This is a genomic window from Ilumatobacter sp. (assembly GCF_965215205.1).
GTDB lineage: Bacteria > Actinomycetota > Acidimicrobiia > Acidimicrobiales > Ilumatobacteraceae > Ilumatobacter_A.
The window spans coordinates 2990629-3009405 of record NZ_OZ244049.1 but is presented as its reverse complement, the minus strand read 5'-3'; the positions used below and the strand labels follow the sequence as shown (position 1 = coordinate 3009405).

General features: G+C 73.3%; 15 protein-coding genes, 1 pseudogene and 1 riboswitch. Of the genes and pseudogenes, 7 read left to right on the top strand and 9 right to left on the bottom strand.

Going from position 1 to position 18777, the window contains the following annotated elements; all coding sequences use genetic code 11:
* Positions 1-18 precede the first annotated feature (18 nt).
* Positions 19-1491 (bottom strand): thiamine ABC transporter substrate-binding protein, encoded by a 1473-nt coding sequence (locus tag ACOOHC_RS13955; RefSeq protein WP_420451015.1) that lies wholly within the window; start codon positions 1489-1491, stop codon positions 19-21.
* Positions 1488-2183, bottom strand: coding sequence for a thiamine diphosphokinase (locus ACOOHC_RS13950; protein ID WP_420451014.1), 696 nt, complete (start codon positions 2181-2183; stop codon positions 1488-1490). Before ACOOHC_RS13950 ends, ACOOHC_RS13955 begins: the two co-directional genes overlap by 4 nt.
* A riboswitch (TPP riboswitch) is annotated at positions 2175-2286 on the bottom strand. (Overlaps the previous gene by 9 nt.)
* A gap of 80 nt (positions 2287-2366) precedes the next feature.
* Between ACOOHC_RS13950 and ACOOHC_RS13945 the strand changes: the two genes are divergently transcribed.
* Complete coding sequence (locus ACOOHC_RS13945; RefSeq protein ID WP_420451013.1) at positions 2367-3215, top strand: phosphodiesterase; 849 nt, start codon at positions 2367-2369, stop codon at positions 3213-3215.
* 100 nt (positions 3216-3315) lie between these two features.
* Here ACOOHC_RS13945 and ACOOHC_RS13940 read toward each other — a convergent pair whose 3' ends face one another.
* Together ACOOHC_RS13940 and ACOOHC_RS13935 are read right to left on the bottom strand one after the other, a co-directional pair.
* Complete coding sequence (locus tag ACOOHC_RS13940) at positions 3316-3645, bottom strand: amidase family protein (RefSeq protein WP_420453805.1); 330 nt, start codon at positions 3643-3645, stop codon at positions 3316-3318.
* Positions 3646-3910: 265 nt separating this feature from the next.
* Positions 3911-4783, bottom strand: a pseudogene (locus tag ACOOHC_RS13935) (amidase); the annotation flags it as partial.
* Between the two features lie 166 nt (positions 4784-4949).
* Here ACOOHC_RS13935 and ACOOHC_RS13930 point away from each other — a divergent pair.
* Positions 4950-5744: a hypothetical protein gene (locus tag ACOOHC_RS13930; protein WP_420451012.1), complete on the top strand. Its 795-nt coding sequence runs from the start codon at positions 4950-4952 to the stop codon at positions 5742-5744.
* Positions 5745-5797: 53 nt separating this feature from the next.
* On the opposite strand, the gene ACOOHC_RS13925 is transcribed toward ACOOHC_RS13930, so the two are convergent.
* The gene (locus ACOOHC_RS13925) at positions 5798-6259 is read right to left on the bottom strand and encodes a DUF7715 family protein (RefSeq protein WP_420451011.1); all 462 of its coding nucleotides are present in this window, start codon (positions 6257-6259) and stop codon (positions 5798-5800) included.
* A 162-nt stretch (positions 6260-6421) separates the two neighbouring features.
* Here ACOOHC_RS13925 and ACOOHC_RS13920 point away from each other — a divergent pair, with 162 nt between their 5' ends.
* A complete protein-coding gene (locus ACOOHC_RS13920; protein ID WP_420451010.1) occupies positions 6422-7744 on the top strand; it encodes a PQQ-dependent sugar dehydrogenase in 1323 nt (440 codons plus the stop codon).
* Between the two features lie 82 nt (positions 7745-7826).
* On the opposite strand, the gene ACOOHC_RS13915 is transcribed toward ACOOHC_RS13920, so the two are convergent.
* Positions 7827-8663 (bottom strand): class I SAM-dependent methyltransferase, encoded by an 837-nt coding sequence (locus ACOOHC_RS13915; RefSeq protein WP_420451009.1) that lies wholly within the window; start codon positions 8661-8663, stop codon positions 7827-7829.
* A gap of 129 nt (positions 8664-8792) precedes the next feature.
* Here ACOOHC_RS13915 and ACOOHC_RS13910 point away from each other — a divergent pair, with 129 nt between their 5' ends.
* Positions 8793-9314: a hypothetical protein gene (locus tag ACOOHC_RS13910; RefSeq protein ID WP_420451008.1), complete on the top strand. Its 522-nt coding sequence runs from the start codon at positions 8793-8795 to the stop codon at positions 9312-9314.
* A gap of 9 nt (positions 9315-9323) precedes the next feature.
* On the opposite strand, the gene ACOOHC_RS13905 is transcribed toward ACOOHC_RS13910, so the two are convergent.
* Together ACOOHC_RS13905 and ACOOHC_RS13900 are read right to left on the bottom strand one after the other, a co-directional pair.
* A complete protein-coding gene (locus ACOOHC_RS13905) occupies positions 9324-10355 on the bottom strand; it encodes a pirin family protein (protein ID WP_420451007.1) in 1032 nt (343 codons plus the stop codon).
* Positions 10356-10387: 32 nt separating this feature from the next.
* Complete coding sequence (locus ACOOHC_RS13900; RefSeq protein WP_420451006.1) at positions 10388-11824, bottom strand: DHA2 family efflux MFS transporter permease subunit; 1437 nt, start codon at positions 11822-11824, stop codon at positions 10388-10390.
* Positions 11825-11919: 95 nt separating this feature from the next.
* Between ACOOHC_RS13900 and hrpA the strand changes: the two genes are divergently transcribed.
* Positions 11920-15885, top strand: coding sequence for an ATP-dependent RNA helicase HrpA (gene hrpA, locus ACOOHC_RS13895; RefSeq protein ID WP_420451005.1), 3966 nt, complete (start codon positions 11920-11922; stop codon positions 15883-15885).
* Positions 15886-16071: 186 nt separating this feature from the next.
* Here the strand turns inward: hrpA and ACOOHC_RS13890 are convergent, their stop codons facing one another.
* A complete protein-coding gene (locus ACOOHC_RS13890; RefSeq protein ID WP_420451004.1) occupies positions 16072-16326 on the bottom strand; it encodes a hypothetical protein in 255 nt (84 codons plus the stop codon).
* Between ACOOHC_RS13890 and ACOOHC_RS13885 the strand changes: the two genes are divergently transcribed.
* Positions 16325-17365 carry a LysR family transcriptional regulator gene (locus tag ACOOHC_RS13885; protein WP_420451003.1) on the top strand — a complete coding sequence of 347 codons (1041 nt, stop codon included), beginning with the start codon at positions 16325-16327 and terminating at the stop codon, positions 17363-17365. The genes ACOOHC_RS13890 and ACOOHC_RS13885 overlap by 2 nt on opposite strands.
* Before the next feature lie 10 nt (positions 17366-17375).
* Positions 17376-18731: a M20/M25/M40 family metallo-hydrolase gene (locus tag ACOOHC_RS13880; RefSeq protein ID WP_420451002.1), complete on the top strand. Its 1356-nt coding sequence runs from the start codon at positions 17376-17378 to the stop codon at positions 18729-18731.
* The last annotated feature ends 46 nt before the right edge of the window (positions 18732-18777 follow it).

Sequence of the window (18777 nt, the reverse complement as noted above, 5' to 3'; positions counted from 1 at the left end):
CGCTCCCCCCGGCGGGGGTCAGCCGACGACCAGGTCGGTCCACTCGTCGATCCACGTCTCGCGGTTGGCGTCGACCTCCGCGGGGTCCAGGCCCCGGCTCGAGTCGGGGATCACCGCAAACTCGACGAAGACCGGGTCGAGCTCGACGCCCTCGTTCACCGGGAACACGAACACGTCGAGCGGGAGGGTGGCCTGGAACGAGGTCGAGATCAGGTGGTCGACGAGCCGGCGCGCCTCGTCGGGCCGGTCGGTCCCGGCGAGGACCCCGGCGAACTCGACCTGGCGGTAGCAGGTCGACTCGACGACCCCGGTGGGTGCCGCGTCGAGCTCCTCCTCGGCGAAGACGACCTCGAAGGGCGGGCTCGAGCCGTAGCTGACCACCAGCGGGCGATCGCCGCCGGCGTAGCTGAAGCGGTCGTAGTAGGCCTGGGTCCACCCGTCGACCACCTCGACGCCGTTGTCGCGCAGGCGTGACCAGTAGTCCTGCCAGCCGTCGACGCCGTACTCGTCGACGGTGGCGAGCAGGAAGGCGAGACCCGGCGACGACGAGGCGGGGTCCTGCACCACGAGCAGGTCGGCGTAGGCGGGGTCGGCCAGGTCGTCGAGCGAGCTCGGCGGTTCGATCCCCGCCTCGTCGAGCGCCGCGATGTCGTAGTTCACGCACACGTCGCCGAAGTCGACCGGGGTGGCCTCGCCCTCCGGGACCAGGTCGACGAAGCGCGACGGGACGGCATCGAGGCCATCCGCGACGTAGGGCTCGAAGACGCCCGAGTCGATGGCGCGGGAGATGAGGGAGTTGTCGATCCCCCACATCACGTCGCCCTCGGGGTTGCCGGCGGTGAGCTCGGCCTTCGAGAGCATCGTCCCCGCATCGCCGGCGACGAGGATCTCGACGTCGATCCCGGTGGCCTCGGTGAACTCGGCCAGGCTGGCGTTGAGGTCCGTGCCCTCCGTCGGGAACGACTCGTAGGTGACGAGGGTGACGGTTCCGCCGTCGCCCGACGTCGCGGTCCCGCCGGAGGGCGCGGTCGCCTCGACCGAGTCGGCCACGGCCGTGTCGTCGCCCCCGCCGGCATCCGTCGCGCTCGTCACGTCGGGGGAGGAGCTGTCGGGCGAGGCCGCGGCGGTGTCGGTCGTGGCGCCCCCGGTGCCGGCGGCGCCCTCCTCGACGGTCACGGTCGGGGCGTCGGCGGTGTCGGTGTCGGCGTCGGAGCAGGCCGCCGCGACGAGCGCGGCGACGGTCGCGAGCACGGCGAGGCGCGATCGGTGGTGCGTCGCTCGCCGCCGGTGGGGGGGCGGTGAGGCGTGCGTCGTGCGTCGCGGGTCGGTCGTGGTGGTGGGGTCCATGGTTCGGTGCGCTCCGGAGGTCGGGGTGTCGGCGGGTGGGCCGGGGGTGGGCCCGGCGGGGTTCGTGGTGCGGGTGCGGTCGTCGGTGGCGGACGGCCCGCGTGGTTCGGCGGCGGCCGTCACGGCGGCGTGGCGGGTGGTCATCGGGACCGCCTCCGGCGTCCGCCCGAGCGCTGGTCTCGAGGTGCGTCGGAGGGCACGTCGAACACGTGGACCACCCCCGACGACAGCGACACCGCGACGTCGCCGTCCGGGTCGGTGACCTCGTTGCTCACCGCGATGCCGGCCCCCGGTTGCAGTCGGTGGGCCTCGAGCGGCCACCGCACCCCGGTGATCGACACCTTGTCGCACGGGCGACCGAGCGTGATCAGCGACAGGGTCGAGCCGGGGGCGAGCCGCAGGGTCCGGCGGCCGGGCCCGTGCAGGACGTCGACGTGCTGGCCGCTCCACCACGCGTCGATCTCGGGGATCCCGGTGAGGTGCCGGGCGGCGAGCGCGCCGAGGGCGGCGAGGGTGTGATCGAGTCGGTCGCCGCCACCCACCATCGTGAGTCGCTCGGGGCGCATGTCGACCGCGACCGCCAGCGCGAGCTCGGTGTCGGTCCGGTCCTTGTCGGTGGGGTGCCGGGCGACGGTGGCGTTCTCCTTCGCCCACGCGACCCCCTCGTCGCTGACCGAGTCGCAGTCGCCGATGAGCGCCGACGGCCGGAGGCCGGCCGCGAGGGCGAGGTCCATCCCGCCGTCGGCTGCGAGCACCACCGCGTCGGGGTCGAGCGCCGCGATCACCTCGTCGTCGAGCGGCTCGCTGCCGGTGACGATGACGATCTGTGCGTTCACGGTGACGATTCCTCCGCCGGCATGATCCGGGTCAGGTTCTCGGGTCGGAGGCGGCGTGCCCCCCTCTCAGCCTGCCGATCCGCAGACTCCCCGTCGGGTTCGTGCCCGAGGGTACCCCGTCGTCGGCCGTGTCGGCGGGTCGTCCGCACCGGAGGTGCGCGCCCGTGCGCGAGACTCCGAGCCGTGCTCGACCGCGACGCCCCCGTGACCCTGATCGCGCAGCTCAGCGATCTCCACGTCGTCACGTCGGACACCGACGCCGAGCTGCACGTCGACAACGTCGCCCGAGTGCGGGCGGTGGTGAGCTCGGTGGTCCGCGAGGACGCGCCCGTCGACGCGGTGGTGATCACGGGCGACCTGGTGAACGACGAGCACCCCCGTGAGTACGAGGTGCTCGCCGAGCTGCTGGCGCCGATCGACGCCCCGGTGCTCGTCGTGCCCGGGAACCACGATTCGCGCGACCTCGTCCGAGAGGCGTTCCCCACCCTGGCGTGGGTCGACGCGGACCACGCGAGCTGGGTCGCCGAGGTCGCCGGGGTGCGCGTCGTGGGCCTCGACTCGACTCGGCCCGGTCATCCCGGCGCCGAGCTCGACGACGAGCGCGCTCGGTGGCTCGAGACCGTCCTCGCCGTCGGGTTCGACGGGCCGACGGTGATCGCGATGCACCACCCGCCGTTCGCCACCGGGATCGGGTGGATGGACGACTCGGGCTTCGTCGGTCGCGAGCTCTTCGTCGAGGTGCTCGCGACGTCGTCGGTCGATCGGATCCTGTGCGGGCACGTGCACCGACCGATCTCGTCGTCGGTGGCGGGGGTCGTCGCCCAGGTCGGTCTCTCGCCGGTCCAGCACGTCGCCCTCGATCTGCGTCCGGGGGCCCCGGTGTCGTTGGTGCGCGACCCGGTCGGGTACCAGGTGCTGCGGTTCGCGACCGGGGAGCGGGGCGGCGAGATCGTCGTCCACACCCGCTACGTCGACACCGTCGAGCGGCCGTTCCGGCCGCGCTGGGCCGACTCCGTCGCGCCCCCGTCCTGAGCGGGTCGTCCGCGCCGGTCCGGCGTCGACCGACCCCGCGGCTCGTCGTGTCCGCTCGTGAGCGGCGGGCCGAGCCCGGCGCGGTGAGGGCGTGGTCGGCTCAGCCGATCGTGTCGGGTCCCGGGAGGTGCAGCGCGCCGGCCGCCTCGATCTGCCCGGCGACCTGCAGCAGGACGTCCTCGCGGCCGTACGCGGCGCCGAGCTGCACGCCGATCGGCAGACCGTCGTCGACGTGCATCGGCAGGCTGATCGCCGGCTGGCCGCTGGTGTTGAACGGTGGCGTGAACGAGACGAACTCGGCCGCTCGCTTCATCGGCGCCATCGGATCCCCGTCGACGGCGTCGAGCTCCCCGATCCCGACCGGCGGCTCCGACAGGGTGGGAGACAGCAGCAGGTCCCACCCCCTGCGCCCACCACCCCTGCATCGCACGGCGGAACTCGTTCATCGACGCGACCGCCGCCGCGTACTCCGTGGCCGGGATCGAGTCGGCGAAGCGCGCCATCGCCCAGTTCACCGGCTCGACCTCGTCCTCGGTGAGATCGCGCCCGACGGCGGCCCCGAGGCGGGTGATCCCGAGCGCCATGTTCGTCGCCCAGATCGCCATGAACCGCCCGGAGAAGCTGGGGTCGGCGAGCACCCCGGGGGAACCGATCTCGACGTCGTGGCCGAGCCCCTCGAGCACCGAGGCCGCGCGGCGCGCCGCCTCGGCGCACGCATCGTGCACGGGGTGCCCGAGCGGGTGGTGATCGAGCAGGCCGATCCTCAGCCGACCGGGTTCGGCCCCGACCTCGGAGTAGGGCCGGTCGGGCCCCGGGGCCACCACGTTGTCCCCCGGCGCCGGTCCCCGCACGGCGTCGAGCAGGGTCGCGGTGTCGCGCACCGATCGGGTCACGGCGAACGCCACGCTGACGCCCGACTCGTCGCGCTCGGGACCCATCGAGGTGCGGCCCTGGGACGGCTTCAGCCCGATCAGCCCGCAGCAGGAGGCGGGGATGCGGATCGAGCCGCCCCCGTCGGAGGCGTTGGCCACCGGGACCATGCCCGCGGCGACGGCGGCGGCCGCGCCCCCCGACGAGCCTCCGGGGGTCCGCTCCGTCGACCACGGGTTGCGCGTCGGGCCGAACGAGGTCGGCTCGGTGACCGGGAGGGATCCGAGCTCGGGTGAGTTGGTCCGGCCCAGCGTCACCAGCCCGGCCGTGCGGAAGCGGGCGACGAGGGTGGTGTCGTGGCCCGAGACCGGCATCTCCCGCTGCAGCGCGAGGTTGCCGTCGGTCATCGGCCGGCCGGCCTCGTGCGCGAGCAGGTCCTTGAGCAGGAACGGGACACCACGGAACGGCGCCGACCCCGCGTCGGACCCGCCGCCGGAGTCGATCGCCGCCGCGGCGTCGCGGGCGGCGTCGAACCACCGCACGACCACGGCGTTGAGCGCACCGTCGAGCTCCTCGATGCGGGAGATGGCCGCCTCGGTGAGCTCGACGGCCGAGACCTCACCGGAGCGGACCAGCTCGGCCTGGGCGGTGGCGTCGAGCCAGCGCGTCTCGGCGGCGATCGTGGAGGAGTCGTCCATCCGTCGTTGCTACCACCCGGTGAGCGACCCGGTCGGACCCGACCGGTCGTGCGTGCGTTCCACATGACATCTCGGTGAGGCGCGACTACCGTCCGCACGGACACCAGTCCGGCGCACGAGCAGCCGGGCTCCGGTGCGGCCGTCGTGGGGGTGGTCGGTGTACGAGATGAACTCCAGACGCTTCGAACGTCTGCCCGTGCGCGTCGAGGACGTCGCCCGACGAGTCGGGTACGGGCTCATGGGGATGGGGGTCGGGCTGAGGTGGGAACCGCGCCCGGTGATCGTCCTCAGCCACATGAGAGCCGGATCCTCCCTCCTGAGCCGGGTGCTCGCCGACCACGCGGAGATCGCGGGGCACGGTGAGCTGCACCTCGCCTATCGACGGCCGTTCGATTTCGTCGCTGCACGCGGGAAGGTGGCCTGGGTCGAGTCGAGCTCATCGCCGTCGGCGGAGTTCTGGCTGGACAAGATCCTGCATCCGTGGCTGTTGGAGAAGGACGACTGGACGCTGCTCCTCGAACAGGACCCGAAGATCATCTTCCTCCTCCGACGTGCCGAGCCGACCGTTCGAAGCCTGATCGGCTCGTTCGGGATGTCCGAATCGGACTCGATCGACTACTACGTCTCGCGCGCCGAGCAGCTCGCCTGGTTCGGATCGAGGTTGGGTGAGCGGCTCGACAGCGTCTACGTGCAGTACTCGGATCTGACGGAACGCACCGATGCGACCTTGGAGCTGCTCGGACGGTACCTCGAGCTGAGCACACCGCTGTCGGCCCGATACGGGGACGTGTCCGATCGCGGGGTCGATCCCTCCGAGAACCTGTCGGCGGGGGTGATCCTGCGCGACGACGAGAAACCGGTGCGCCACGGGGAGGGAGCGGTCGTGCGCGGCTCCGCCAGATTGGACGGCGCGTACCGTGACGCACGGTCGCTGCTCTCCGACGTCTGCCAGACCGTGTGAGGTCCGGCGCCGCTCGGCGCTCGGCTCGGCGACGTGCACGGCCCTGGTCGTCGTCACGCCGCCGAGCGCTGTCCCCGCTCGACGAGGTTCGGCCCGTCGCGGACGACGACGGTGCCGACCTCGTGGTCCGCGCAGGCGCGCTCGATGATCTCGACCTGCTCGAGGGCGATCGCGTCGAGGGCGTCCTGGATGTCATCGTCGTCGTGGTCGTCGGCGGCGCCACCCGTGTCGCGGACGAGATCGGCGCAGCCGGTGCGCACGAGGCGGTCGCGCACCGCGTCGAGCAGGTCGTCTCGCGAGATGTGGGGGAGATCGACGATGACGGCCGTGGCCGTGGGGTCGCCGCTCGCGATGCCGCAGAAGGTGCTCCGGCACGTGCAACCGGCGTCGGCGCACTCGGCGGGGTCGGTCACCACCAGCTCGCCCTCGATGGCGCGACGGGCCACGCTGGGGTGCCTGCGCCGCTCCTCCTGGTGTCGGTCGTGTGCGTCGGTGGTGGCCACGAGGACTCTCATCGGCGTGCTCCTGGTTCGTTCGTCGTCGGTCGTGCGGTACCCGCCCCACTGTGACGACGGGGTGCCACGGAGATGGTGGATCGGCCCGCGGCGCGCTCCACGCCGTGCGCCTCGATGAGCGCCGGAGCGTCGCGGTCGCGTGCCTCCCCTAACGTCGGGCGCGTGGGCAGGTGGGCATCGGTGGCGGTGGTGGCGACGGCGATCCTGATCGCGGGGTGCGCCGACCCGACCGGCGGCGACGACGTCGTGGCGGGCACGGACGGCCCGGCTCCATCGATGCGCGACGTCCGCTCCGTCGGCACCGCCGACCTCGACACCGCCGACCTCGACACCGCCGACCTCGACACCGCCGTGCGTCCCGTCACCGTCGAATCGGTCGACCTCGAGCTGGTCGCGACCTTCGAGAGCGCCGTCGACGTCGTGCACCATCCCCTCGACGGCTCGATGCACGTGGTCGAGCACGCCGGCCGCGTGGTGCGCCTCGACGGCGACGGCGACGCTGTGGTCGTGCTCGACATCACCGACCGCCTCGTCGGCCACGACGACGAGCAGGGACTGACCGGCCTGGAGTTCGCAGCCGACGGACGCCACGCCTGGATCCACCACACCCCCGCCGACGGCGCGACCGTGGTGTCGGAGGTGGCGGTCGACGCCGACGGGCGCTTCGACGTCGGCAGCGAGCGGGTGCTCATCGACATCGGCGGTCCTCCCGGCAACAACCACAACGGGGGCGATCTCCTGCTGCGCGACGACGGCACCCTGCTGATCGCCATCGGCGACGGCGAGGCCGCGATCCGCGTCGAGGGCGAGGCGCCGATCCCGACCGACGATCCCCACCGGCACGCGAGCGACCCGACCGAGCTGCGCGGGTCGATCCTGCGCGTCCGCCCGACGCCGGACGACGCCGAGCCGTACGCGATCCCGGACGACAACCCCTTCGCCGACGGTGCGCTCACCCTCGACGACGGGACGGAGGTCGCCGGTGCTCCCGAGGTCCTCGCGTGGGGGCTCCGCAACCCGTGGAAGATCGCCGTCGACCAGCCGTCGGGCACGCTGTGGATCGCCGACGTCGGCAGCGCGTCGGCCGAGGAGCTGAACGCGGTCGCACCGCGCGACGGTCGCCCGGCCGGTTGGGCCGCCGACTTCGGGTGGAGCGCGTTCGAGGGGACCGACCGGCGCGACGCCGACGTCACGCCGGCGGGGTCCGACCCGGTGGATCCGGTCCACGTCTACGACCACGCCGACGGTCGCTGCGCCGTGTCGGGTGGCGAGGTGTACCGCGGCGACGACGTCGAGGGGTTGCGGGGCGGGTACGTGTTCGCCGACTTCTGCGCCGGTTCGGTCTGGGTGCTCGACCCGACGACCGGGGAGGAGCGCCGGATCGCGGAGGGCATCCCGGGGATCTCGGCCGTGCGCGCCGGGCCCGACGGCGAGTTGCACGTGGCGAGCTGGTTCGGCGAGGTCCACCGCATCGTCCCCGCCTGAGCGCTCCGGCCGGGACGTCGCGCCGGGGGCGCCGCGTGTCCGACGCCCGACCCGCGGGCGTCGACGCGCTGCGGTCGTGACGTCAGATCGGTCGCGTCGCGAGCATCGAGTACTGCATCGGCACGAGATCGACCTGGTCGTCGGGGAGGTGGAACGTCTCGTCGCGCTCGATCTGGTGGTCGAGCAGGCGCCAGTCCAGGAAGCGGTGCTCGTCCAGGACGTCGACGCGCAGCCCGACGCTGACGAGCGCCCCGAACACCTCGCCGATCCCGTGGTTCCACTCGTGGGTCACCGATTCGGAGATCGTCTCACCGCCCGTGTCCACGTACGTCTCCGCCGAGTCGAAAGTGAGCGGGTGGGTCGTCTCGAAGTAGGGGTGGCGGATGCGCAGCTCGGTGTCGTCGCGCGCGTCGTCGAGGGCGAACGCCATCGGGTGCGTCTCGCGCACGTAGAGCCGCCCGCCGGGGCGGACGAGGTCGCCCACGACGCGGCCCCACCGCGCGATGTCCGGCAACCAGTTCAGGGCGCCGACCGAGGTGTAGACGAGATCGAAGGTCGCGCCCTCGAGCGCCTCGACGGCGTCGTCCACGGTGGAGAGCACGAAGTCCGCGGCGGTGCCGGTCGACGCGAACAGCTCGCGTGCGGCGGCGAGCGACACCGGCGACTGGTCGAGACCGGTCACCCGGGCACCGAGGCGGGCCAGCGACAGGGTGTCGGTGCCGATGTGGCACTGCAGGTGCAGCACCCGGACGCCGTGCAGGTCGCCGAGGTACCCACGGTCGAAGTCGATCACCGCGCTCAGCAGGGTTCGGTCGTCGCGGTAGCGGTCGAGCCGGTACCCCGTCGTCGGGCGCGCGTGCAGCGCGGCGCGCTCGTCCCAGTTGCGGCGGTTCTGCTCGACGAGATCATCGGTCGACATCGACCCAGGCTCGCGCACCGGGCCGCCGGTCGCGCACCCGGTTTCACCAGCGTCGCGCTCCCCGGCGAGCCGGTCGGCGAACACGCGTGCGATCCCGTCGGGGGAGCGCTCGTGGGTACCGTGGTGCGCATGGGACTGCTCAACGCGCGCAACCTGAAGATGGCCAAGGACCTGCTGGAGAAGAACCGCCACCGCGTCGGTGACGTGGTCGGCAAGGCCGGCGAGAAGCTCGACGAGCTCTCCGACGGCAAGACCGCGAAGGTGACGTCGAAGGCGGCCGACGCGGCGCAGAGGTACTCGGCGGGAGCGACCGGCGCGCCGGCGGCGCCGGCCGGGCCGGGGACGTCCGCGCGGTCGGCGACGACCGCGCAGGAGCCGGGGCGCGACCGCGAGGCGGCGAGAGCCAGCGACGCGGGCGCCGACCCCGGTGCTCGTCGCGACGACTCCTCGACGTCTGCGGGCCCCTCGGGCGACGCCGCGGCGCCGTCGGACGATCGCGGCGGCTCGTCCGAGTCGAGCGGCTCGGCCGTGCGCAGCGTGGCCGACGCCGTCACCGGGTGGATCGACCGTGCCGCCGACCGGGCGGAGGCGAGCAACGCCGCCCGCTCCGGCGACGGGCGCTCCTCGTCGGGCGGCGGCCGACGGAGCTGAGCGGGCCCGTCAGGCGGTGACGGCCTCCTCGACGCGACCGTCGGCGTGACGGGCGAAGCGGGTGCCGTCCGTCCCGTGGGTGGGATCGGGCCGGTCCCACGGCCAGCCCCCGAACTGGGTCGCGCGGTAGTCCGCGAACGCCTGGCGGATCTCGTCGTCGGTGTTCATCACGAACGGCCCCTGCTGGGCGACCGGCTCGCCGATCGGACGGCCCTGCATCACCAGCAGCTCCGCCGCGCCGGCGCTCGCCACCTCGATCGCGCGCGTGGCGTCGACGACCGCTCCGGTGGCCGACCCGACGGCCTCGCCGTCGACGGTGATCCCGTCGCCGTCGAACACGTACAGCACGCGGGCCACCCCCTCGGCCGCGCTCGGCATCGTCCACGACGACCCGGCGTCGAACGACGCGTGCCACAGCGCCACGTCGGCGCGGGGGTCCGATGCGTAGGACGCCGGGGGCGGGTTCGGCGGGGTGTCGTCACCGAGAGCGCCGGCGATCACGGTGACCGTGACGGCCGGTCCGTCGGGACCGGCGCCGGGGGTGGGGACGACGTGGCGCGGGATGTCGTGGTCCCACAGCATCGTGAAGTGGGGATCGACCATCTTGTCGGCCGCGGGCAGGTTCATCCAGATCTGGAACAGCTCGAGGGTGTTCGGGCCGTCGGTGTCGAGCAGGGGGAACATCTCGGCGTGCTGGATCCCGGCCCCGGCGGTCATCCACTGCACGTCACCGCGCCCGTAGCGCGCGGTGGCGCCGAGCGAGTCGGCGTGGTCGATCAGGCCGCGCCGCACGAAGGTGATCGTCTCGAAGCCGCGGTGCGGGTGCTGCGGGAACCCCGGCACGTGGGAGCCGTGGTACATCCGCCAGCCCTCGGACGGCGCGAAGTCGTTCCCGATCGGGCGCCCGGCGAGCGAAGCGTCCGGGCCGAGGCGCCCGTCCGCGGCCGGGTAGTGGTCGAGGTGGTGGACGCAGAACAGGAACGGGTCGATCGTCGGCCACCGGAAGTCGAGCGGGACGGTCTGCAGGACGGCGGGTTCCATGCGTCCAGGATACGGGCTCGCCGTCGGACCCGTCAGGAGGCGGGCGTCGGGGCGGACGTCGGGGCGCCGATGGGAGCGAGGCCCCGCGTCGCGGCCACGTCGTCGTCGTCGACGAACCAGCTCGCGATCGCGGCGGGGAGCATGATCAGCCCCATCGCCAGGAAGCCCCACTGGTACGCCGGCAGCCGATCGATCGCCGGGGCGGAGTCCCCGCCGACGGACGACACCTGCGCCGCGATCACCGAGGCGGCGAGAGCGACGCCGGTGGCGAACGCGATCTGGCGCTGGGTGTTGAACACCGATGTCGCACGGGCCGTCTCGGCGTTGGAGATCGTCGCGTACACCGCGGTCTGGATCGACACGAACACCATCCCGACGGAGGCCCCGCGCAGGAACGATCCGAGAGCGATCTGCCACAACGGGGTGTCGAGGTCGGCGAGCGCGAACCCGCCCGTGAAGACGGCGGTCGCGATCGCTCCGACCACCATCAGCCGGCGGGGGCCGATCGCTCGGTAGACGCGCTTGCCCAGCACGTTGGACACGAGGAAGATCGCCGCGGCCTGCGGCGCCTGCACCAGGCCCGACTGCGTGGCGCTCAGCCCGCGCAGGGTCTGCATGTACAGGGGCAGCACGAAGATCCAGCCGAAGAACCCGGCGTACACCATCGACGCCGAGATGTTCACGATCCGGAACAGGCGGTTGGTGAACAGCCTCAGCTGCAGCATCGGGCGCTCGAGGCGGAGCTCGACGACGACGAGCGTCACCAGCGACGCCGCGCCGGCGACGAGGGCGAGCGACGTCACCGCCGAGGTCCACCCCCGCTCCGGTCCGGTCGACAGGGCGTAGATCAGCAGCGTCACCCCGGTGACCGAGAGCACCAGGCCCCGCACGTCGAGGCGGCCGGGGGCGTCGTCGCGCTCCTCGCGCAGCCACAGCGCTGCGAGGACGAGCCCGATCGCCCCGACCGGCAGGTTGACCAGGAAGATCCACCGCCACGAGGTGTTGTCGACCAGGACCCCGCCGAGGATCGGACCGATCGCGGGAGCGACGACCGCGACGCTGAGCACCCCGACCGTCGCGGTCGAGCGCTCCTCGAGCGGGAACGCGCGGAACAGCATCGCGCTGCCGATCGGGGTGATCAGCCCTGCGCCGAGCCCCTGCAGGATCCGGAACCCGACGAGCGCCGACAGGCTCGGAGCCGCTCCGCACGCCCCGGACGCGACGACGAACACCACGAGGGCGGTGAGGAACATCGTCTTGGTGCCGAAGCGATCGCCGAGCCACCCCGCCGCCGGGATGGACGCCGCCAGCGCCAGCAGGTAGGCCACCGCCACCCACTCGATGTCGGTCGACGACACGTCGAACTCGCGCGCCAACGTCGGGAGGGCGACGTTGACGATCGTCCCGTCGATGATCGTCATGAACAACCCGACGATGTAGACGACCATCACGCGGTAGCGGTAGCGCATCGGCGCCGACGCTACGGCACCCACCCCGCCGGCCCGCCGTCCGCGACCCGTGCCCGGCACGAACGACGCCGCGCGACGCCATGCTGGAGGCTGCGATGGCGAGATCGACACGACGCCGGAGCCGACGACGGCACGACGGCCCGGGGCGCGGCGCGCCCGCGGACCCGGCCGTCGTGGCAGCGCGCCGCGAGGCCCGCCGCAGCTCGGTCGAGGCGCTGCGGACGGGTGATCGACTGGTTCCCCCGGCCGACCTGCCGATCGCGGAGCGCCGCGACGAGCTGATCGCGGCGATCCGCGACCACCCGGTGGTGATCGTGGCGGGGGAGACCGGTTCGGGCAAGAGCACCCAGCTCCCGAAGATGTGCGTCGAGGCGGGTCGCGGCGTGGAGGGGATGATCGGGCACACCCAGCCACGGCGCGTCGCGGCACGCACGATCGCCGAGCGGATCGCGGACGAGATCGGCAGCCGGGTCGGGGCCGAGGTCGGGTCGTCGGTCCGCTTCGACGACAACGTCGGTGACGCGACCCTCGTGCGGGTGATGACCGACGGCATCCTGCTCGCGGAGATCCAGCGCGACCCGATGCTGGGTCGCTACGACACGCTGATCATCGACGAGGCGCACGAGCGCAGCCTGAACATCGACTTCGTGCTCGGCTACCTCCGCCGGCTGCTCGAGCGCCGTGACGACCTGAAGGTGGTGGTCACCTCGGCGACCATCGACACCGAGCGGTTCGCCGACCACTTCTCGACCACCGACGACGACGGTCGCGTCGTGCCCGCACCGGTGGTCACGGTGTCCGGGCGGACCTTCCCGGTGGAGGTGCGCTACCGACCGTTCGGGGAGGGCGCCCTCGGGGCCGAGCACGGCGCAGGCGGCGGTGGCGGCGGAGGCGGCGGCGGGGGTGGGCGGACCGACGGACGCGACCAGCTCGACGCGATCGTCGACGCGCTCGACGAGCTGGCCGAGGACGGCGACGGCGACGTGCTCGTGTTCCTCTCCGGCGAGCGCGAGATCCACGACGCCGCCGACGCGATCCGCGACCGCGGACGACCGGGGACCGAGGTGCTCCCGCTGTACGCCCGCCTCGGGTCCGCCGAGCAGAAGCGCGTCTGGCAGCCCCACCGCGGCCGGCGCGTCGTGCTCGCGACCAACGTCGCGGAGACGTCGATCACCGTGCCGGGGGTGCGCTACGTCGTCGACACCGGGACCGCCCGCATCTCGCGGTACTCGCGCCGGTTGAAGGTCCAGCGACTCCCCGTGGAGCCGATCTCGCAGGCCTCGGCGAACCAGCGGGCCGGCCGGTGCGGGCGCGTCGCTCCGGGGATCTGCATCCGCTTGTACCCCGAGGACGACTTCGCCGAGCGCCCGGAGTTCACCGAGCCCGAGATCCTGCGGACCAACCTCGCCTCGGTGATCCTGCAGATGGCGAGCATCGGCCTCGGCGACCTCGCGCGCTTCCCCTTCGTCGAGGCGCCGGACCACCGCTCGATCCGCGACGGCGAGCTGCTGCTCGAGGAGCTGGGCGCGATCGGGCCCGGCACCGGCGGTCGCGACGGCGGGGTGCGGCTGACGAACGTCGGACGCCGCCTCGCCCGGCTCCCCGTCGACCCCCGCCTGGGCCGGATGCTGCTCGAGGCCGACCGGCTCGACTGCGTGCGCGAGGTGCTGGTGATCGTCTCCGCGCTGTCGATCCGCGACGTGCGCGAGCGTCCGACCGAGGGGCGCGAGAGGGCGAACGAGCTGCACCGCCGCTTCGACGTCCCCGGCTCCGACCTGCTCGGGATCGTCGCCCTGTGGGACCACCTGCGCGAGCGGCAGCGGGAGCTGTCGGGGAACCGGTTCCGACGGATGTGCCGCGACGAGTTCCTCCACCACCTGCGATACCGCGAGTGGGTCGACCTGCACCGCCAGCTGAAGCGGGTCGCGGCCGATCTCGGGATCACCGCCGGGACCGACGACGCCCACCCCGATCACGTCCACCGGGCGCTGCTGAGCGGGCTGCTGTCCCACATCGGGATGCGCCGGCGGGAGTCGCGGAACTTCTCCGGTGCGCGTCAGGCCGAGTTCGTGATCGCTCCCGGGTCGGTGCTCACCCGCACGCCGCCGGCGTGGGTGATGGCCGCCGAGCTCGTCGAGACCGACCGGATCTACGCGCGTCGCGTCGCGTCCATCGACCCCCGGTGGGCCGAGGAGGCGGGGGAGCACCTCGTCAAGCGGTCGCACGGCGACGTCCGCTGGGACCCGGAGCAGGGGCGCGCCGTGTGCACCGAGCAGGTCACGCTGTTCGGTCTGCCCCTCGTCGCCGACCGCGTGGTCGGCTTCGACCGCATCGACCGCGACGAGGCGCGGGCGTGGTTCATCACCAAGGCGTTCGTGGAGGGACCCGAGTCGGGGACCCGTGCGCGCGCCACGGCCGGCGACCACGGCGAGGCGGCGTGGCGCTCGCGGCACCCGTTCCTCGCGCGCAACGACGCCGTGCTCGACCGGTTGGCGACCATGAGCGCCCGCACCCGCGGCGTGGAGATCGTCGACGACGACGCCCTGTTCGCCTTCTACGACGAGCGCCTCGGTGAGGAGGTGACCAGCACCGCCCGCTTCGACCGCTGGTGGAAGCGGGAGTCGCAGCGCCGCCCCGACCTGCTCGAGCTCACCGACGACGCGGTGCGCGACCTCGTCGGCGACCACCACGTCGGTCTCGACCGGTTCCCCGACCTCTGGCGCCAGGGCGACGTCGAGCTCCCGCTCACGTACCGGTACGCACCGGGCGAGCCCCTCGACGGGGTGACGATCCACCTCCCGCTGACCGGTCTCAACCAGGTGAGCGACGACGGCTTCGACTGGCAGGTGCCCGGCCATCGCGACGAGCTCGTCGAACAGCTCGTGCGGTCGCTCCCGAAGGCGATCCGTCGCGAGCTGATCCCGTTCGGCGAGACCGTCGACGCCGTCCTCGACCGGCTCGGAGAGCCGTCGGGTCGCCTCGTGGACCGCCTCGCCGAGGTGGTCGCCGATGTGAGCGGCGTGACGGTCCGCCCGTCCGCCTTCGACCCCGCGGCGATCGACGACCACCTGCGCCTGAACATCGTCGTGTCCGACTCCGAGGGGGAGGTCCACGACGTCGGGTTCGACCTCGGCGAGATCCGGGCCCGGCTCGCCGGCTCCGCTCGCTCCTCGATCGCCGCGGCCGCCGCGATCGAGGAGCGGCGCGGGTTGACCACCTGGGACGTGGGAGACCTGCCCCGGGTGGTGGAGTCGAGCGACGCCGGGATCGGGGTGCGTGCCCACCCCACCCTGCTCGACGTGGGCGACAGCGTGTCGCTGCGCGTCGTCACCACCCCCGAGCTCCAGCACCGGGCGATGCGCGGCGGGGTCCGTCGGCTGCTCCTGCTCGACGGCGCCGCCCCCACCCGCCCCGCGATCGAGCGGCTGATCACCGGAGCCGGGCGCCTCGCTCTCGCCGGGGCCGACCTCGAGTCGGCCGCGATCGTGGACGACTGCATCCACGCGGCGATCGACGCGGTGATGGACGAGCACGGTCGGCTCCCCTGGACACGAGCCGACTACGACGACCTGCGCGCCGAGGTCAGGGCGAAGGCGGCGAACCGCGCCGGGGTCGCGCTCGCCGGGGCCGTCGCCGTCGTCGTCGCCGCGAACCAGGTGCGCCAGACGCTCGCTCGGCTGCGCGCACCGAGCCTGCACGAGTCGGTGGAGGACGCCAACGCGCACCTCGGCCGACTCGTTCGTCCGGGGTTCGTCTCGGCCCACGGCGTCGGCCGCCTGGGCGACATCGAGCGCTACGTGCGGGCCATCCGCCACCGCCTCGACCACCTCGCCGGCCACGCCGAGCGAGACCGGGCCCGCGTCGCGCAGGTGGCCGGGCTCGAGGCGCGCCACGCCCGTCTGGTCGACCACCTCCCGCCGGGGGGCATCACCACCGAGGTCGCCGAGCTGCGGTGGGCGCTCGAGGAGCTGCGGGTCCAGGTGTTCGCCCAACCCGTCGGGGTCGTCGGATCGGTCAGCCCGACCCGCATCGACCGTCGCCTGTCGTCGCTCGGCGCCTGAGCGGGCGCCGGTGCCCGAGGCGGTGCCGCGGAAGCGGGATGGACGAGACCGACCGGTCGCGCCGGTCGACGGATCGTGCCGGACGCCCGAGCGAGGGGGTGATCCAGGAGGTGATGGGAGGGCGGTCCACGTCGCAGCGTTCCACGACCGGCTCCCGCTCGATCGGGCCGCCGAGCGGCTCGCCGCTCAGGCCGCGACGACGAACGTGGACCGCGCGGCGTCGTCGCGTCGCGACGATCGGGCCAGGCGCAGCACCACGTGGCCGAGCGCCCGCTCGCGCACCGCACGCGGCTCGTGCTCGTCGGCGACGATGTCGGTCAGCACGTCGCTCACCCCGGCGGTGCGGGCGGCGTCGAGGAGCTCGGCGACGTCGTGGCGACGGGCGTCGAAGCCGTCGCGCACGACGGACTCGGCGATGGTGGTGGCGAGGAGGGTGTCCATGACCTCACGGTACGGACGCCGCTTCATCGAAGCTAGCGATGATCAGGCATCATCGTCATCAGATATCGTGATGTCCATGGGATCGCTCGGAGACGTGGACGCACGCCACCTGTCCGCGCTGGTCGCCGTCGTCGAGGAGGGGACCTTCGCACGCGCCGCCGCGACGCTCGGCTTCACGCAGTCGGCGGTCAGCCAGCAGATCGCCCAGCTCGAGCGGGCCGCCGGCGTCTCGGTGTTCGATCGCCAGCCGGGGCCCCGTCCGGTGCGCCTGACACCGGCCGGGCGGAGCGTGCTCGCCTTCGCCCGCCGCTCCCTCGCAGCCGTCGCGGAGATGGACGGCGAGCTCGACCGGCTGCGGCGCGGGGTGACCGGCCGCCTGGTGATCGGCACCTTCCAGTCGTTCTCCTCGGAGATCCTCCCGGCGATCGTCGGGACGATGCGCCGTGACGCTCCAGAGGTGGACCTCGTGCTCGTCGAGACCGACGACGTCACGGTGCTGCGGCGTGACGTGCTCGCCGGCGACACGGACCTCGCGTTCACCATCGAGACCGACGGCGACCCGATGCTGCGCACCGAGCTGCTCGGCCTCGACCCCTTCGTCGTGATCGCGCCCGTCGCCGAGGCGACGGGATCGACGGCGACCCCCGCCGACCTCGACGGACGGGTCTTCGTCGGTCAGGCCCTCCACGACACCTGCCAGCTGATGATCGACGACCGGCTCGCCGGCATCGGGGTGCGACCGGAGTACGGGTTCCGGTTCCACGACAACGGAGCGGTGCAGAGCATGGTCCGCTCGGGGATGGGGTGGTCGGTGATGCCGTCGCTCGCCGTCAACCACGACGACCCGGGGATCGTCGTGCTGGAGCTCGATCCGCCGATCGCGCCGCGGTCGGTGCACATCATCCGGGCGAGGGATCGGACGTTGCCGGGCGCGGCCGAGCGCTTCGTCGAGATCGCGCGCGAGGTCTCCTCGCGTTCGCTGGCCGATCCCGACGTGGCCGACGACGCGAGCGTCGGAGCCCCCGGCGGGGTGGCGTAGCGTCGGGCGCGTGCCCGACGAACGCGACCTCGACCGCAGCACCGCACGCACCGTCGAGCTGCTCCAGACCCTGATCCGCAACGAGTGCGTGAACGACGGCACCGTCGAGTCGGGGTTCGAGTCGCGCAACGCCGACGTCCTCGAGCAGGTGATCGCGGGTCCCGGGGTGGCGATCGAGCGCTTCGAGCCCGTCGCGGGCCGGGCGTCCATCGTCGGGCGGATCGAGGGGAGCGACCCGGGCGCCCCGTCGCTGTGCCTGATGGGCCACACCGACGTCGTCCCGGTCCACGCCGAGGGGTGGCGCCACGACCCCTTCGGAGGTGAGCTCATCGACGGTGAGGTGTGGGGTCGCGGAGCGGTCGACATGCTCAACCTGACCGCGTCGATGGCGGTGGCGTTCCGTGACCTCGCCGACTCCGGTCTCCGGCCCACCGGCGACCTGATCTACCTCGCCGTCGCCGACGAGGAGTCGGGGAGCGCGCACGGGGCGCGATGGATGGCCGACAACGCCGCCGACGCGATCCGCGCCGACTACGTGCTGACCGAGAACGGCGGGCTGCACTCCGGCACGCCCGACGCACCCGTCGTCGGGATCAACGTCGCCGAGAAGGGGGTCGCCTGGCGCCGACTCGTCATCCGCGGGACGCCGGGCCACGGCTCGATGCCGTTCCGCAAGGACAACGCGCTGGTGACCGCGGCCGGGGTCGTGCAGCGCCTGGCCGAGTACCGCCCCGCACCCCGACTGACCGAGCTCTGGCGGGCGCGCGTCGAGGCGCTCGGCCTCGACGCCGAGACGACGCGCCGCCTGCTCGACGTCGACGAGATCGACGCGCTGCTCGACGAGCTCCCCTCGGTCGACGCCGCGGCCCACCTGCACGCCTGCACCCACACCACCTTCTCGCCCGACCTCATCGCGGGCGACACGATGAAGACCAACGTCATCCCCGACCGCGTGGTCGTCGAGGTCGACGTGCGCACACTGCCCGGTGAGGGCCCCGACGAGGTCGCCGAGCACCTGCGCGCCGCCCTCGGCGACCTCCACGACGCCGTCGAGGTGACGTCGATGATGGACGACGTCGCGTCGACGAGCCGGACCGACACCGCTCTGTGGGATGCGCTCGGGCGCGCGGTCGCCGTCCCCTTCCCCGGGGCGCGGCTGTCGCCGCAGCTCGTGGTCGGGTTCACCGACGCCCGGATCCACCGGGAGATGGGCGCGGTCGCGTACGGGGCCGGGTTGTTCAGCCCCGAGCTCGACGCCGCCGAGTTCGGCGCCCGCTTCCACGGCCACGACGAGCGCATCGACGTCGACTCGCTCGCGCTCACCACCCGCCTGTGGGGGCGGGTGGCGACCGACCTGCTCGGCTGACGCCCGCGATCGCAGGCGATCCTCGGCCCGGCCGAGCGGGGACGGT

Excerpts from the sequence above, each read along its gene's own strand:
- ACOOHC_RS13955 (WP_420451015.1), bottom strand. The coding sequence starts at position 1,491 with ATGACCACCCGCCACGCCGCCGTGACGGCCGCCGCCGAACCACGCGGG.
- ACOOHC_RS13930 (WP_420451012.1), top strand. The coding sequence starts at position 4,950 with ATGAACTCCAGACGCTTCGAACGTCTGCCCGTGCGCGTCGAGGACGTC.
- ACOOHC_RS13925 (WP_420451011.1), bottom strand. The coding sequence starts at position 6,259 with ATGAGAGTCCTCGTGGCCACCACCGACGCACACGACCGACACCAGGAG.
- ACOOHC_RS13915 (WP_420451009.1), bottom strand. The coding sequence starts at position 8,663 with ATGTCGACCGATGATCTCGTCGAGCAGAACCGCCGCAACTGGGACGAG.
- ACOOHC_RS13910 (WP_420451008.1), top strand. The coding sequence starts at position 8,793 with ATGGGACTGCTCAACGCGCGCAACCTGAAGATGGCCAAGGACCTGCTG.
- ACOOHC_RS13905 (WP_420451007.1), bottom strand. The coding sequence starts at position 10,355 with ATGGAACCCGCCGTCCTGCAGACCGTCCCGCTCGACTTCCGGTGGCCG.
- ACOOHC_RS13900 (WP_420451006.1), bottom strand. The coding sequence starts at position 11,824 with ATGCGCTACCGCTACCGCGTGATGGTCGTCTACATCGTCGGGTTGTTC.
- hrpA (WP_420451005.1), top strand. The coding sequence starts at position 11,920 with ATGGCGAGATCGACACGACGCCGGAGCCGACGACGGCACGACGGCCCG.
- ACOOHC_RS13885 (WP_420451003.1), top strand. The coding sequence starts at position 16,325 with ATGACCTCACGGTACGGACGCCGCTTCATCGAAGCTAGCGATGATCAG.
- ACOOHC_RS13890 (WP_420451004.1), bottom strand. The coding sequence starts at position 16,326 with ATGGACACCCTCCTCGCCACCACCATCGCCGAGTCCGTCGTGCGCGAC.